Here is a 15170-nt window from a genome sequence, read left to right as displayed (position 1 = left end):
TGAATTGTGCCTGGTCTGAAGATTTCTATTTTGCAACAACCTTTAGTGTGGATGGATGGCCCCGCCAACCTGCGCCACTTTGATCGCCAACTGGAAGACATTACCGGGCGTGATGTGATTGTCCTGCCAGAAATGTTCACCACCGGCTTCGCCATGGAAGCGGCAAAACAGTCAATGCCTCAGGATGAGGTGGTCGCCTGGATGCACGCCAAAGCGCAGCAGACTAATGCGCTGATCGCCGGCAGCGCCGCCCTGCAGACCGAACGCGGGCCGGTGAACCGCTTCCTGCTGGTGGAGCCGGAAGGGAACGTGCATTTTTACGATAAACGCCACCTGTTCCGCATGGCGGATGAACATCATCACTATGAAGCCGGTAACGAGCGCGTGGTGTTCGAATGGCGCGGCTGGCGTATTCTGCCGCTGGTCTGCTACGACCTGCGTTTCCCGGTGTGGTCGCGTAACCGCAACGATTACGACCTGGCGCTGTATGTTGCCAACTGGCCTGCACCGCGCTCCCTGCACTGGCAATCGCTGCTGGTGGCGCGCGCGATTGAGAACCAGGCGTACGTGGTGGGCTGCAACCGCGTGGGGACGGACGGCAACGGGCATCACTATCGCGGCGACAGCCGGGTGGTGAATCCGCAGGGCGAGATCATCGCCACCGCCGAGCCGCATCAGGCGACGCGTATTGATGCCGAATTATCGTTAACGGCGCTGAAGGAGTACCGGGAGAAGTTTCCGGCGTGGCAGGATGCGGATCCTTTTAGCATTGAGTGAAAAAAAGCCGGGTGGCGGCTACGCCTTACCCGGCCTACCAATGTTGCTCGCTTCTTTTAACTCACCAGCGCCTGCCCGTCCTTGCGGCTTTCCGTCGCGGCCACGTAGTGTCCTTCCGGCAGGCGGTAAATCACCTGCGCGCCTCCGAAGTTGTAATCCTGAAGCGGATCTTCCACCACGATCTGATGCCCGCGCTCGCGCAGAGCGGCAATCGTGTTGCGATCGAACGTCGATTCAACGATCACCTCCCTGCCCTGCACCACGCGCCAGCGCGGCGCATCGATTGCGGCCTGCGGGTTTTGCCCGTGCAGCATGATGCGCAGCGCCATCTGCATGTGCCCCTGCGCCTGCATCGGGCCGCCCATCACACCAAAGGACATCAGCGGCTGGCCGTTGCCGTCCATCGCAAAGCCCGGAATGATGGTATGGAACGGGCGCTTGCTGCCCGCCAGCGCGTTCGGGTGCTCAGGATCCAGCACAAATCCGCAGCCCCGATTTTGCAGGCTGATCCCGGTATCCGGCACCACAATGCCTGAACCGAAGCCCATATAGTTGGACTGAATAAACGAGACCATCATCCCGCTGGCGTCCGCGGTGCTGATGTAGACCGTGCCGCTCTGCGTCGGGGAACCGTAGACAAAATCAGACGCGCTGTCGTGGTTGATCAGCGCCGCACGTGACTTCAGATAATGGTCGCTCAGCAGCTCTTTTGCCGCGAACGCCATGTGTTCTTCGTCCGCCACGTAGCGGTCGAGATCCGCCAGCGCCAGCTTCATCGCCTCAATGGAGAGATGCAGAGACTGCACGGAATCCGGATGATGCTTCTCAATGCCGCACTGCTCAAGAATGCCGAGCGCGATCAGCGTGGCGATCCCCTGACCGTTAGGCGGGAGCTCCTGCACCGAACCGCCCGCGAAGTCGCGCGACAGCAGCTCTACCCAGTCCACGCGATGGTTGGCCAGGTCCTCAGCCGTCAGGTGCGCGCCATGTTCTTTGGCGAATGCGGCAATTTTCTGCGCCAGCTCGCCGCGGTAAAAGGCGTCGCCGTTGGTGCGGGCGATCAGCTCCAGCGAGTTCGCCTGCGCCGGGTTACGGAAGATCTCCCCCACGCGCGGGGCGCGGCCTTCCGGCGCGAAGCAGGCGCTGAAGCCCGGCTGATCTTTCAGCTTGTGATAGCCGCGCTGCCAGAGATGCCCAATCAGCGGGGAGACCGGAAAGCCGTTGCGCGCGTAGTCAATGGCGGGCTGCGCCAGCGTGGTCAGCGGCAGCGTGCCGAAGCGTTCCGCCAGGGCGACCCAGCCGGATACCGCGCCCGGCACGGTCACCGCGTCCCAGCCGATTTCCGGCACTGCGGTTTTTCCGGCAAACAGATCCGCATGCCAGCTCGCAGGCGAACGACCGGACGCGTTCAGGCCGTGCAGCTTTTCACCGTCCCAGACGATGGCAAAGGCGTCGCTGCCGATCCCGTTGCCGGTCGGCTCGACCACCGTCAGCGCCATCGCGGTGGCGATGGCTGCATCCACGGCATTCCCGCCCAGCTGCAGCATCTTCATTCCCGCCTGCGCCGCCAGCGGCTGAGACGTCGCAACGGCGTTATGGCCCAGCATCGGCGGGCGGCGTGAATCGTAACCGGACGTAAAATCAAGCGCTTTGGTCATCATGACTCCTTAGTCATGGCGCGGATCGAGCGCATCGCGCAGCCCGTCGCCGAGTAAATTAAAGCCCTGCACGGCAAGGAAAATCGCCACGCCGGGGAAAATGGACATCCACGGGGCCTGCTCAAGAAAACCTTTGGCGGTGTTGAGCATAGAGCCCCAGGACGGATTGGGCGGCTGCTGTCCCAGCCCCAAGAACGACAGGCTGGCTTCAGCGATTATCGCCGAGGCAATCGCCAGCGTGGCCTGTACCAGGATCGGCGACATCACGTTGGGCAGGACATACTTAATGATGATCCAGCGATCCGGCAGGCCAATCGCCCGCGCGCCGTCGATATACTCTTCGTTGCGAATGGCGATCACCTGCCCGCGCGTCAGGCGGGCGAAGATCGGCATCGCCGAAAGACCGATGGCGATCATCGCGTTGGTCAGGCTCGGGCCCAAAAATGCCCCCAGCGCGATCGCCATGATCAGGAACGGGCAGGCCAGCAGCGCCTCGATCACGCGCGAGATGACACCGTCCCACATCTTCTGGAAGTAACCCGCCACCAGCCCCAGCGGTACGCCGATAACCACGGCAATTACGACCGACATGCAGCCCGCCATCAGCGAGGTGCGCGCCCCCCAGATAATGCGGGATAAGATATCGCGCCCCAGCTCGTCGGTGCCGAACCAGGACATCGCCGACGGCGCTTTGCGCACCGCCAGGAAGTTGGCCTTGACCGGATCGAACGGGGCGATCCATGGCGCCAGCAGCGCCACCAGCACAAAGAAGCCCACCACCGCCGCGCCAATGACCGCGCTTTTATTGCCGAGGAATTTCTTCAGCACCCGGTTTTGCGCCCGCGGCAGCGCAGGCACAACGGTTTGCGTCGTCAGTTCCGCCATGGTTAACCTCGCATTTTCGGGTTGATGAGGACGTAGAGCACGTCGGCCAGAAGGTTCAGCATCAGGAAACCAATCGCCACGATCAGCACCACGCCCTGCACCACCGCATAGTCACGGTTGAAAACCGAGTCGACGATCATCTTGCCAAAGCCCGGAATGGTGAAAACCTGCTCGGTCAGCACCGCACCGCCCAGCAGCTCGCCAAACAGCAGCGTGGTGAGGGTGATTACCGGCACCAGCGCGTTGCGAAACGCGTGCTTCAGGATCACCGCTTTCGGCAGCAGCCCTTTCGCCCGCGCGGTGCGGATGTAATCCGCTTTCAGCACGGCAATCATCGAGGCGCGGGTATGGCGCATCAGCGTTGCCGCGAGGCCCGTTCCGAGCACGGACGCGGGCAGCAGCAGCGTGCGCAGGTTCTGGAGCGGATCTTCACTGAACGGCACATAGCCGGACGCGGGGAGCCATTGCAGGTTCACCGAGAAGACCAGAATCAGCAGGATCCCCAGCCAGAAGTGCGGGATCGAGATCCCCGAGATCGCCACGAAGTTCGCCCCGTGATCGACCCAGCTGTTTTTGTTCACCGCCGCGAGGATCCCCATGCTGATGCCAAACACCAGCGCGATAATCATCGCCAGCAGCGACAGCTCCAGCGTCACCGGCAGTTTGCTGGCAATCAGCTGCGTCACCGGCTCGTGCGTGCGTAAGGAGACGCCCAGATCGCCCTGCAGCGCCCGCGTCAGCCAGTGGAAATACTGCACGGGGATCGGCGCATCGAGGTTCAGCTCCGCGCGCAGCTGAGCGATAACTGCCGGGTCGCGCTCCTCGCCGGCCATGGCGATCAGCGGGTCGCCGGGCAGCAGCTTTTGCAGCCCAAACACCATCATGCTCACCAGCAATAGCGTCGGAACGGCCAGCAGCAGACGTTTGCAAATCAGTTCCAGCATGGGCTCTCCTCAGGACGGTTATTTCGCCAGCGTTAAGCCAGCCAGACGCACGATGCCGTCCGGGTACGGCTTAAAGCCCTGCACGCTTTTGTTCAGGCCAAAAATACGCGGCTCGAAGTAGAGGTAGGCAATCGGCATATCCGTTTGCAGCTGCTTCACAACCTTGTCGTACAGCGGCTGGCGCGCAGCCTGGTCGGTGCTCTGGCGCGCCTGGGTCAGCCACTCATCGACCTGCGCATTGCTGTAGCGGCCGTCGTTCAGGGTGCCTTTGCTGTGGATAAAGCCGTAGATGCTGCCGTCCGGATCCGGGCGCCCCGACCAGCCGGAGAAGCTCAGCTGATAGTCCCCGCTCTGCTGGCGATCCAGCAGCGTGGCGAATTCGGTCATCTGCAGGTTCAGGTTAAAGCCCGCCTCGGCGACCATCGCCTGCAGCACCTGCCCCACCTGCTGTGAGGTGGGGTTGTTCGGCACCAGCAGGTTGACGGTCAGCGGCGCGCTGACGCCAGCCGCTTTGAGCAGCGCTTTGGCCTTGTCGACGTCACGCGGCGGGACCGGCAGGTTGACGTGATACGGGCTGACCGTCGAAAACGCCTGGTTGGCTGGCGTATACAGTCCTTCAAAGACCACCTGGTTTAGCGCATCGCGGTCGATAGCCTGCGAGAAGGCCTCGCGCACGCGGGCATCTTTGAACGGGTCGTTGGCTGGCACCTTGCCGTTGTTGATGTTGAAGGTGATGCCCTGGTAGCCGAGGCCCGTTACCTTCGCCAGCGCCAGCTTGCTGTCGGCCTCGACGGTTTTCACGTCGCTGGCAGCAATCCCTTCGGTCAGATCGAGATCGCCCGCGCGCAGGTTCGCAAGGCGCACGGAGGCATCCGGGATCGGCAGATAAATAATTTTGTCGAAGTGGTAGGCGTCTTTGTTCCAGTAGTTGTCGAAGCGGGTCAGCACGATGCGGTCCTGGGATACGCGGCTGTCGAATTTATACGGGCCGGAACAGACGGGATGGGCGGCAAAATCAGGCTTTTTCGCCGCTTCAGGGGCCATCATCGCGCCCGCGCGGTCGGTGAGCTGCATCAACAGCGCGGCATCGGGGGTCTTCAGGTGCAGCGCAATCTGCATCGGGCCGGTGACCTCGACCGATTCAACGGAGGAGATCTCACTTTTACGCAGGGAGCCTTTCAGGGTCAGGGCGCGGTCGAGGTTGTATTTTGCCGCAGCGGCATCGAATTTCTCACCGTCGTGGAAGGTGACGCCTTCGCGCAGATTGAGCGTCAGGGTTTTACCGTCGTCACTCCACGCCCAGTCTTTGGCCAGACCGGGGACGACCTTCAGATTTTCATCCACGTCCACCAGCCTGTCGCACAGGGAGGCGAAGACGAAGCGGCCATAGTAGGTGCGCGCCAGATGTGGGTCGAGCATGTCCGGATCTGCCCCCAGGCCAATACGCAGCACGCTTTCAGAATGGGCGGGCAGCGCCGCGCCAAGCAACATAACACTTCCCAGTACGGTCAAAAGAGAATTACGCATTGTCATTATCATGAGTTCCTTGAAGGAAGGGATGAGTGGGTGGCCGCGTGTTCAAACAGCGCGCGGCGACGCAGAAAAGCGGCGGATGGCGGTGCGATCTGGATAACGCTGCGATCGCGGTTAATCTCCTGCCAGCGGTGGCAGGCAACCTGACGCCCGCCATCGAGCACCTGATTAATCGGCTCGACCTGGCGGCATTCGTCGGTGACGTACGGGCAACGGGTGTGGAAACGACAGCCGGACGGCGGGCTGGCAGGGTTCGGTAAGTCCCCCTGCAGCAGCGGCGCGTCGCGTTCAGCGCCCGGCAGCATCTGCGGCGCCGAGGCAATCAGCGCCTGCGTATAAGGATGCAGCGGCGCGTCAAAGATCTCATCCACGGTGGCAAGCTCAACGATTTGCCCGAGGTACATGACCGCCACGCGGTCGCTCATGTGGCGGATCACCGCCAGACCATGGGCGACAATCACCATTGTCAGCCCCAGCTGCTGCTTCAGGCTTTCCAGCAAATTGACCACCTGCGCCTGAACGGAGACGTCCAGCGCGGATACCGGCTCATCGCCCAGCAGCAGCTTCGGTCCCGAGGCCAGCGCGCGCGCAATGCCAATACGCTGGCGCTGCCCGCCGGAAAACTCGTGCGGGTAGCGACCGGCCCAGGCGGCGGGCAGGCCTACGGTTTTAAGCAGCTCGGCAACGCGGTACTGGCGGTCCGCTTTCTTCATGTTCTGGTGCAGCCACAGCGGCTCGCCGACGATCTGCTCCACCGTCATGCGCGGGTTCAGGGAGGCGAAGGGATCCTGGAAGATGATCTGCAGCTCGCGGCGGAGCTGATTGAGCCGCGCGCCCGAGGCATGGGTGATCTCTTCCCCCTGATAAAACACGCGCCCTTCGCTGGCGGCCAGCAGGCGCAGCAGCAGGCGGCCAAGCGTGGATTTTCCGGAACCGGACTCGCCGACAATCGCCAGCGTTTCGCCCGGCATCACGGCAAGCGACACGCGATCGACTGCCGTCACAAACCGGGCCGGGGTAAAGAGTTTTTTAGGGCCTGGGAACAGCTTGCTGAGGTCCCGAGCTTCAAGAATGGGCGTGGTCATGCGGTCTCTCCCAGGGCGATGTGGTGTTCGAGCGGCACGCGGAAGCAGGCAACCTGATGGCCCGCGCCGAGCGCGGCGAGCTGCGGTTTTTCATCATGGCAGCGCGCCTGCGCAAACGGACAGCGGGTGGCAAAACGACAGCCCTTCGGCATGGATTCCGGCAGAGGTACCGAACCGGGAATGGTGGAAAGCGGGCCTTTACGTGCGCCAAGGGAGGGAATCGACCCCATCAGGCCGATGGTGTACGGGTGCTGCGGATCGGCAAATATCGCCTCAACGCTTCCCTGCTCTACCACCTGTCCGGCATACATCAGCGCCACCTGCTGCGCCACTTCGGCCACCACGCCTAAATCGTGGGTGATCATCAGCACCGCCGTGCCGGTCTCTTCTTTGAGGGCGTTGAGCAAGGCGAGGATTTGCGCCTGGATGGTGACGTCGAGCGCGGTGGTCGGTTCGTCGGCAATCAGCAATTTGGGATGGTTAATCAGCGCCATGGCAATCATCACGCGCTGGCGCATGCCGCCGGAAAGCTGGTGAGGATAAGCCTTGAGACGCATCTCTGCCGCCGGGATCTGCACTTTCTCGAGGATCTGCAGCGCGACCTTCATCGCCTCTGCGCGCGAGACGTCCTGGTGTCGCATGACCGCTTCACTCAGCTGATCGCCCAGCGTAAACGCCGGATTGAGCGAGGTCATCGGCTCCTGGAAAATCATCGCCAGCTCGCTGCCGCGCAGATCGGCATACTCCCGCGGCGAGAGCTTGCGCAGATCGTGGCGGCGAAACTGCATCTCTCCGCTGACGATCCGTGCGCTGGCGGGCAGTAACCCCATCAGCGCCAGTGAGGTGATACTTTTCCCGCAGCCGGACTCTCCCACCAGCGCCAGCGTTTCGCCCGCCCTGACGGTCAATGAGATACCGTCAAGCACGCTAACCGGTGAGCCCGCGAACGTAACGTTGAGGTTTTGTACTTGCAGTACGGGCGTGGCGTCCTTAAAGGGGATTGTCGTCATGGCGTGAAGTCGTCCTCAAGGTGGATCGCCTGAATCAGGGCGGTTTGCAGGCTGAGCAGATGTTCGCGCATGGCGGCCGCAGCTTCATTAGGCTGGCGATGGATAATCGCCGCCATGATCTTGTGATGGTGGTCGTTATAGCTATCGACACGTTCGGGCGTGCGGGCTAATTCGCGCAGATGCTGCCAGCCCGGTTCACGTCTGACGGCATCAATGGCATCAAACAGGCCGAGCATCAGACGGTTGCCCGCCGCCTCGGCAATCGCCCGGTGAAAGGCGCTATCCCAGAGTTCGTTAAGATCGCGGTCATCCGGGCTGACCTTATCGATGCGTTCCAGCATGCGCTGCATAAGCGCGAGGTTTTCCCTGGTGGCACGCAGTGCCGCAAGCCGGGCCAGGCCGGGTTCAAGCTGAAGACGAGCTTCCATCACTTCCAGCAGGTTGGTTTGCTGCACCAGTCCCTGAAGGGCCAGCGGTTCAACAGGTGCTGACGGGCCGATAAAGGTCCCTTTGCCCTGCTTACGCCAGATACGCCCCTCCTCTTCCAGTACGTCCAGCGCACGACGGACTTCACGTCGCCCTACGCCGAGAGTGTCCGACAGCTCACGTTCCGTGGGCAGCGGAATGCCTGGTGTTGACTCATGCTGGTTGATTAGCCCGCGCAACTGCTCAAGCGCGGTGCTGGAATTGGCCAGAAACCGTGACGGTTTTTCCATATTGGTTCGCTCGCTTTCATCATTGCTTTATTTTTATTAACGATAAGTTATTGATATGGAATGAAGCTTATCGTGCTAATGATTAAGCAATAACCAAACCAATACGTAATTGGTTCGCTATTTTTTTGGCAAGCGGGAGATAACCAAATGATTCTGCGTGAATTATTTTTACAGAAAGACACATTCTGAATGAGTTCTGAAGAGAGGCATGGTGGCAAAATGCACAACGATAGTGCAAATAACGCACTGCAACCGTGCAATTGTTAATTAATTGCACCATTGATATTAACTTTTTGTTAACGATAAGTGAGAGTATGGGATTTCAGAACGCTGAAACGACGAAGGCCTGAATCATTTCTGATTCAGGCCTTCTGAATAGTGGCGGAACGGACGGGACTCGAACCCGCGACCCCCTGCGTGACAGGCAGGTATTCTAACCGACTGAACTACCGCTCCACTGTTCCCGTTTGGGGAACGAGGCGCATATTACGGTGCGCCTCCGATCTCGTCAACGCTTTTTCTCGCGTTTTGAATCGTTTGCTGCAAAAATCGCCCAAACGATGATTTTACAGGCATTCCGGCGTTTTTTCAGGCACGCCAGAGACAGCTGCCGCCCTTCTTCTGCACCAGATCAAGACGGGATTCGTGGTTAAGCAGCTCTTCATCACTGGCTAAAACAACCCGTAGCCGGCTTGCCTGACGGACAACACGCTGAATACCCGCTTCGCCCTGCGTCTGCTGAGACTCATTTTCCATACTGAACTTCATTGACGTCTGCCCGCCGGTCATCGTCAGATAGACATCGGCGAGGATCTGGGCATCGAGCAACGCCCCGTGGAGCGTTCGTTTGGTATTGTCTATCTCGTAGCGCGAACAAAGTGCATCCAGGCTGTTACGCTTGCCGGGGAACATCTTCCTCGCCAGCGCCAGACTGTCTGTTACCTTACAGAAGGTGTTCGTCTTCGGGATATCACGATTAAGCTTGCTGAATTCATAGTCCATAAAGCCGATATCGAACGAGGCGTTATGGATGACAAGCTCGGCGCCCTTGATGTATTCCAGAAACTCGTCAGCCACATCCGCAAACGTCGGCTTATCCAGCAAGAACTCATCGGCAATACCGTGAACGCCGAACGCTTCGGGATCCACCAGCCGATCGGGCTTGAGGTAGACGTGGAAGTTGTTCCCCGTAAGACGACGGTTCACCACTTCAACGGCGCCGATCTCGATGATCTTATGCCCTTCGTAGTGCGCGCCGATCTGGTTCATACCGGTGGTTTCGGTATCGAGGACGATCTGGCGAGTAATTGCAGTGCTCATAGCGGTCATTTATGTCAGACTTATCGTTTAACTGAACGTTTCAAATACAGGAAGTCTACCAGAGATGCGTAAACAGGTAGAAATTTTCACCGATGGATCTTGTCTCGGCAACCCAGGTCCCGGCGGCTACGGCGCGATTATGCGCTATCGCCAGCACGAAAAAACTTTTAGCGAAGGCTATTTTCTGACCACCAACAACCGGATGGAGCTCATGGCGGCCATTGTGGCGCTGGAGGCGTTAAAAGAACATTGTGACGTGGTGTTAAGTACCGACAGTCAGTACGTCCGCCAGGGAATTACTCAGTGGATCCATAACTGGAAAAAACGCGGCTGGAAGACTGCCGATAAGAAACCGGTCAAGAACGTCGATCTCTGGAAACGTCTTGATGCTGCGCTGGGCCAGCACCAGATTAAGTGGGAGTGGGTTAAAGGGCACGCCGGCCATCCGGAAAACGAACGCTGTGACGAGCTGGCGCGTGCGGCGGCCGCTAACCCTGCGCATGAGGACGCGGGCTATCAGCCTGAATCCTGATCAGGGCTTTTTGTATTGCCGCGTGGCGCCAACGGTCTGACGGATTGGCGTTTTCGATTTGCTCTGCTTCATGGGATTAAGCGTAAGGGGAATGGTTCGCTTACGCGCGACGATAAACTGCATGCAGCCTAAGGCAGGCAAATGCGTGCTCAACAAGACGCCCCCCTGCCGCGCCCAGGGCAGCACCTGAAAACCGCCGTAGCAGAGCACTTCGAAGTTCAGCAGTGACAGCCAGTCGAGCTGGCGCATCATGGTGAACATCCGGCTGTTGTAAGGCGGCGTCCGACGCAGCACCGGTACCAGCTTACGCAGGCCCATCAGGCTCAGCGGATTGAATCCGCTCAGTACCAGCCAGCCGTCATCAATCAGCACGCGATCGGCTTCGCGAAGCAGACGGTGCGGATCGCTGCACCAGGGTAACGTATGTGCGAGCAAACACGCATCAACGGATTTTTCCGCAAACGGCAGATGTAACGGGTCTGCTTTCACCTGAACCGGCGATCCGCCGAGAGAGACGTTGACCTGATGCGAGATAGCGCAGCTTTCGGTATTGATTTCCGCGCTGAGATTGCCAATCTTAAGCAGGTGAAAGCCATACATTTTCGCCAGCCAGGGCTTCAACTGTTGCTCTAACGCTTCGCGATAGTATTCACCCCAGGGCAATTCCGCCCAACGTTCCGGTGCTGCGACAGTCTGAGGTATCCTTGCCGGTTTCATCAACACACCCGCCACGCTATTAGAGGTAATGTATGAATCTTATCAGTATTTCCGCTTTTGAGGACAATTACATCTGGGTTTTGGTGGACGATGAACGTCGATGCGTCATTGTCGATCCCGGAGAATCCGCCACCGTACTGCGCGCAATAAAAGGGAACGGCTGGCAGCCGGAAGCCATTCTGTTGACGCATCACCATCACGATCATACGGGCGGCGTGCCTGAACTGCGCGCCCACTTTCCGCATGTTGTGGTATACGGACCGGCAGAGGCACAAGATAAGGGACTCACGCAAGTAGTCGAAGAAGGCGAAAAAATCCTCATACGTGAGTGGGAGTTTTCCGTATTTGCTACACCGGGTCACACTTTGGGACATCTGTGTTTCTACAGTAAGCCTTATCTTTTTTGCGGCGACACGCTGTTCTCCGGAGGCTGCGGAAGACTGTTTGAAGGCACGCCAGCACAAATGTATCAGTCTTTACAGAAGATTAACGCATTACCCGATGATACCGTTATTTGTTGCGCGCATGAGTATACATTAGGAAATATGAAGTTTGCCGTCAGCCTGTTACCTGAGGATCGGGCGATTCAGGATTATTATCACAAAGTGAAGGAGTTACGTGCAAAAAACCAAAAAACACTCCCCGTAATTCTGAAAAACGAGCGCCAAATTAATTTATTTTTACGAACAGATGATATTGATTTAATTAATAAAATTAACCAAGAAACAAATTTGCAACAACCAGAACAGCGATTTGCATGGTTAAGGTCAAAGAAAGATAACTTCAGATAATTGCGGGTTGCCTTTTCAAAATTTCGCCGTTATCATCGCTCGTCTTTTAAGCAACTATTGACACACACATGAAGGCAAAAGCGATATTACTCGCCTCTGTCCTGCTTGTAGGTTGCCAGTCGCAGAACGGCAGCAACGTACAACAGCACGCACAGAGCCTTTCTGCAGCTGGTCAAGGGGAAGCAGGGAAGTTTACAAGTTCGGCGCGCTGGATGGACGATGGAACATCTTTCGCGCAGGATCAAGACTTGTGGACCTCTATTGGCGACGAGCTAAAGATGGGAATTCCGGAAAATACCCGGATTCGCGAACAGAAACAGAAGTATTTAAGTAATAAGAGCTATCTCCACGATGTAACGTTACGGGCAGAGCCGTATATGTACTGGATAGCCGGGCAAGTTAAGAAACGTAACATGCCTATGGAGCTGGTACTCCTACCCATAGTGGAGAGCGCTTTTGACCCACACGCGACGTCTGGCGCCAATGCCGCAGGCATTTGGCAGATCATTCCGAGCACCGGGCGAAACTATGGTCTGAAACAGACCCGCAACTATGATGCGCGTCGCGATGTTGTCGCTTCAACGACAGCCGCTCTCGACATGATGCAACGTCTGAACAAGATGTTTGACGGCGACTGGCTGTTAACGGTCGCAGCGTACAATAGCGGCGAAGGTCGTGTACTGAAGGCAATGAAAGCGAATAAAGCACGGGGTAAATCCACCGATTTTTGGTCGCTCTCACTGCCACAGGAAACAAAGATTTACGTACCGAAAATGCTGGCACTGAGCGATATTCTCAAGAACAGCAAGCGTTACGGTGTGCAACTGCCAACACCAGACGAAAGTCGTGCACTGGCGCGTGTTCGCCTCAGCAATCCGGTTGATATTCAACAGGTTGCTGATATGACGGGTATGTCGGTAAGTAAACTGAAAACCTTTAATGCTGGCGTTAAAGGCTCAACCCTGGGGGCGAGTGGTCCGCAGTATGTAATGGTTCCGCAGAAACATGCTGAGCAGTTACGTGAGTCTTTAGCTTCGGGTGAAATCGCCGCCGTTCAGTCAACGCTGATCGCGGATGCCTCACCCGTCAACAGCCGCAGTTATAAGGTTCGTTCAGGTGATACGCTTTCAGGCATTGCATCACGTCTTGGCGTGAGCGCAAAAGATCTCCAGCAGTGGAACAATCTGCGCGGATCGGGCTTGAAAGTGGGTCAGAATCTGACGGTTGGCGCAGGTAGCAGCGCGCAGCGTCTTGCCAACAACAGCGATAGCATTACCTATCGCGTGCGTAAGGGTGATTCGCTGTCCAGTATCGCAAAACGTCACGGCGTGAACATCAAAGATGTGATGCGCTGGAACAATGATACTGACAATCTGAAACCAGGCGACCAGCTGACGCTGTTTGTGAAGAACAGCGCGACGCCAGACTCCTGATAACACGACCGAAAGATAAAAAGGCACCGATTCCCCTCGGTGCCTTTTTTGTTTATCCCGCTTTTTGCGCTTCCGCCATGATGGTATCGCTGGTAAATGAACCATCGTCCTGCAGTTCAAAGTACGCCTTCACCTCTGCGGACGCACTCTCCTGATACAGCCTGATTGCCTGACTTAACGCTTCCGGGGTGCGCATACGCGCAATCCACGAGCTAAACTCCAGCGGCAAACGGTCTGTGATTAACGAGCGTGTAATCAGTCCCGCTTCCGTGATAAGCGATAACCACTCTCCGCTGGCGTAGTTTTGCACATGCGAGGTGTCGCGCAGCGCTTCCACCGTTTGCAGCCAGATATTGCGCACCGGATGCCCAGGCGACATCACATCCATAATAATGAGGATGCCACCCGGCTTCAGAACGCGTTTGACTTCGCGTAATGCCTGGCCAACATCATGCCAGTGGTGCGCGGAATAACGGCTGATCACCACCTCAAACGAGGCATCATCAAAAGGTAAGGATTCGGCATAGCCCTGACGCGTATCAATGTTGTCCAGCCCCTTCGCTTTGGCCGCTTCAGCAACCACCTCCAGCATCTGGCTGGATAAGTCATATGCGGTAACCTGCGCCACCTGCTGCGCAGCCGTGAAGCTGGCATGCCCTGCCCCGCAGCCTAAATCCAGCACGTGCGCCTGCGGAAATGCCGACAGGCGCTCACCGAGGCGTACCAGATCGCGGCCTGAAGCGTGTACGGCGCTGCTCAGATACGCATTTGCCTGCGAACCAAACTGTTTTTCTACGTTGTCATGATGGGAGTGTGTTGTTGTCATCGTACTGTCCTTTGTGGGTTAAAAATAAAAGGGCAGCACCTGCACAGGCCTGCCCCACGGCAGACCTGACACACCATTATTTATCAGGTTTGCCGGGACTGAATTCGACGAGTAGAGGGTTATGATCGGAGGCGCGCGTCACCAGCACGGAGGCATCGTGCACGCTCAACCCACGATAGAAGACAAAGTCAAGAGGACGACCAAAGGCTTTTTTGCGCTGGTCATCGCTAAAACGAACTTCACGCAGCGACATTTCGCGCGCAAAGCGATACAGCGCATTCATGCGCGGACGGCTCCAGGCATTGAAATCGCCGGCCATAATGATGGGCCCGCTGTGATGCGCTATCTGATCGCCAATCGGAAGTAACTGTTTACTGTACACATCCACGCCCAGGCTGAAGTTCACCGCGTGGATATTCACGACCATCAGCATACGGGTATCCGGCAGCGGATAGACCGTCACCAGCGCCGATTTCGCCAGGCGCAGAATAGGCTCTCGTTCGCGCAGTGGACAACAATAGACGGGATGTGCCGCTGAAAGCGTCATCACGCCCGAGGGGTGCTGAGGCAGAACAAAGGCGGGTACCTGGTCGGCGGCAAGATAGTGAGTGGTAGCAAACCGAACGAGTTCAGGCGTGGTTTGCGCCTCCTGGAGCAGGACCAGATGGGCATCTTTGCCAAAATTCTTGAGGACCGATAACCACTCCGCACGCTGCTGCTTAAAGATATTCCACACCAGTACACGGATTTTTTCATCGCTGCTTAACGGTGTGCCGGCGGGTAATGCCTGGCTTATGCTCGCAAATGACCCCGGAGGCAAGATCCTCTCCGCGGGCATTCCGGCTACATAACGCATGGCATAGGTATTTTTTCGCACTTTTGGAAACAGCCTCTGTAACATGAACCAGTCCGGAAAACGGACTGGTTCTAATGTTATAGGGAC

15 protein-coding genes and 1 tRNA gene are annotated in these 15170 nt (G+C 57.7%); 4 read left to right on the top strand and 12 right to left on the bottom strand.

Going from position 1 to position 15170, the window contains the following annotated elements; genetic code table 11:
• Positions 1–6: 6 nt before the first annotated feature.
• Positions 7–777, top strand: coding sequence for an amidohydrolase (locus ACMGGU_RS02455; protein ID WP_045909852.1), 771 nt, complete (start codon positions 7–9; stop codon positions 775–777).
• Between the two features lie 56 nt (positions 778–833).
• Here the strand turns inward: ACMGGU_RS02455 and ACMGGU_RS02450 are convergent, their stop codons facing one another.
• The 9 genes from ACMGGU_RS02450 to dnaQ all read right to left on the bottom strand — a co-directional run bounded on the left by ACMGGU_RS02450 (position 834) and on the right by dnaQ (position 9928).
• On the bottom strand, positions 834–2435 hold the full coding sequence (locus ACMGGU_RS02450; protein ID WP_063620866.1) for a gamma-glutamyltransferase family protein: 1602 nt from the start codon (positions 2433–2435) through the stop codon (positions 834–836).
• 9 nt (positions 2436–2444) lie between these two features.
• A complete protein-coding gene (locus ACMGGU_RS02445) occupies positions 2445–3320 on the bottom strand; it encodes an ABC transporter permease (RefSeq protein ID WP_420300221.1) in 876 nt (291 codons plus the stop codon).
• 2 nt (positions 3321–3322) lie between these two features.
• Entirely contained in the window at positions 3323–4264 is a 942-nt protein-coding gene (locus ACMGGU_RS02440; RefSeq protein WP_008500268.1) for an ABC transporter permease, read from the bottom strand.
• 18 nt (positions 4265–4282) lie between these two features.
• Positions 4283–5797 (bottom strand): ABC transporter substrate-binding protein, encoded by a 1515-nt coding sequence (locus tag ACMGGU_RS02435; protein WP_262781153.1) that lies wholly within the window; start codon positions 5795–5797, stop codon positions 4283–4285.
• A 2-nt stretch (positions 5798–5799) separates the two neighbouring features.
• Complete coding sequence (locus ACMGGU_RS02430) at positions 5800–6882, bottom strand: ABC transporter ATP-binding protein (RefSeq protein WP_420300220.1); 1083 nt, start codon at positions 6880–6882, stop codon at positions 5800–5802.
• Positions 6879–7892, bottom strand: coding sequence for an ABC transporter ATP-binding protein (locus ACMGGU_RS02425; RefSeq protein WP_420300219.1), 1014 nt, complete (start codon positions 7890–7892; stop codon positions 6879–6881). Before ACMGGU_RS02425 ends, ACMGGU_RS02430 begins: the two co-directional genes overlap by 4 nt.
• Positions 7889–8608 carry a FadR/GntR family transcriptional regulator gene (locus ACMGGU_RS02420; protein WP_045909857.1) on the bottom strand — a complete coding sequence of 240 codons (720 nt, stop codon included), beginning with the start codon at positions 8606–8608 and terminating at the stop codon, positions 7889–7891. The genes ACMGGU_RS02425 and ACMGGU_RS02420 overlap by 4 nt, the downstream gene beginning before the upstream one ends.
• A gap of 379 nt (positions 8609–8987) precedes the next feature.
• A tRNA-Asp gene (locus ACMGGU_RS02415) sits at positions 8988–9064 on the bottom strand.
• A gap of 132 nt (positions 9065–9196) precedes the next feature.
• On the bottom strand, positions 9197–9928 hold the full coding sequence (dnaQ, locus tag ACMGGU_RS02410; RefSeq protein ID WP_048029949.1) for a DNA polymerase III subunit epsilon: 732 nt from the start codon (positions 9926–9928) through the stop codon (positions 9197–9199).
• A gap of 64 nt (positions 9929–9992) precedes the next feature.
• Here dnaQ and rnhA point away from each other — a divergent pair, with 64 nt between their 5' ends.
• Positions 9993–10460, top strand: a complete 468-nt coding sequence (gene rnhA / locus ACMGGU_RS02405) for a ribonuclease HI (protein WP_008500276.1) — start codon at positions 9993–9995, stop codon at positions 10458–10460.
• Here the strand turns inward: rnhA and ACMGGU_RS02400 are convergent, their stop codons facing one another.
• Entirely contained in the window at positions 10461–11177 is a 717-nt protein-coding gene (locus ACMGGU_RS02400; RefSeq protein WP_045909859.1) for a class I SAM-dependent methyltransferase, read from the bottom strand.
• Positions 11178–11209: 32 nt separating this feature from the next.
• Here ACMGGU_RS02400 and gloB point away from each other — a divergent pair, with 32 nt between their 5' ends.
• Both gloB and mltD read left to right on the top strand, forming a co-directional pair.
• The gene (gene gloB / locus ACMGGU_RS02395; protein WP_420300218.1) at positions 11210–11968 is read left to right on the top strand and encodes a hydroxyacylglutathione hydrolase; all 759 of its coding nucleotides are present in this window, start codon (positions 11210–11212) and stop codon (positions 11966–11968) included.
• Positions 11969–12036: 68 nt separating this feature from the next.
• Positions 12037–13401 carry a murein transglycosylase D gene (mltD, locus tag ACMGGU_RS02390; RefSeq protein WP_045909861.1) on the top strand — a complete coding sequence of 455 codons (1365 nt, stop codon included), beginning with the start codon at positions 12037–12039 and terminating at the stop codon, positions 13399–13401.
• A 52-nt stretch (positions 13402–13453) separates the two neighbouring features.
• Here the strand turns inward: mltD and ACMGGU_RS02385 are convergent, their stop codons facing one another.
• The gene (locus tag ACMGGU_RS02385; RefSeq protein ID WP_111967258.1) at positions 13454–14227 is read right to left on the bottom strand and encodes a class I SAM-dependent methyltransferase; all 774 of its coding nucleotides are present in this window, start codon (positions 14225–14227) and stop codon (positions 13454–13456) included.
• Between the two features lie 76 nt (positions 14228–14303).
• Positions 14304–15104: an endonuclease/exonuclease/phosphatase family protein gene (locus ACMGGU_RS02380; protein ID WP_025912579.1), complete on the bottom strand. Its 801-nt coding sequence runs from the start codon at positions 15102–15104 to the stop codon at positions 14304–14306.
• Positions 15105–15170 lie beyond the last annotated feature (66 nt).

It is taken from the genome of Enterobacter sp. BNK-8 (assembly GCF_048685095.1).
Taxonomy (GTDB): domain Bacteria; phylum Pseudomonadota; class Gammaproteobacteria; order Enterobacterales; family Enterobacteriaceae; genus Enterobacter; species Enterobacter quasiroggenkampii.
This window is presented reverse-complemented; position numbering and strand designations above follow the sequence as displayed.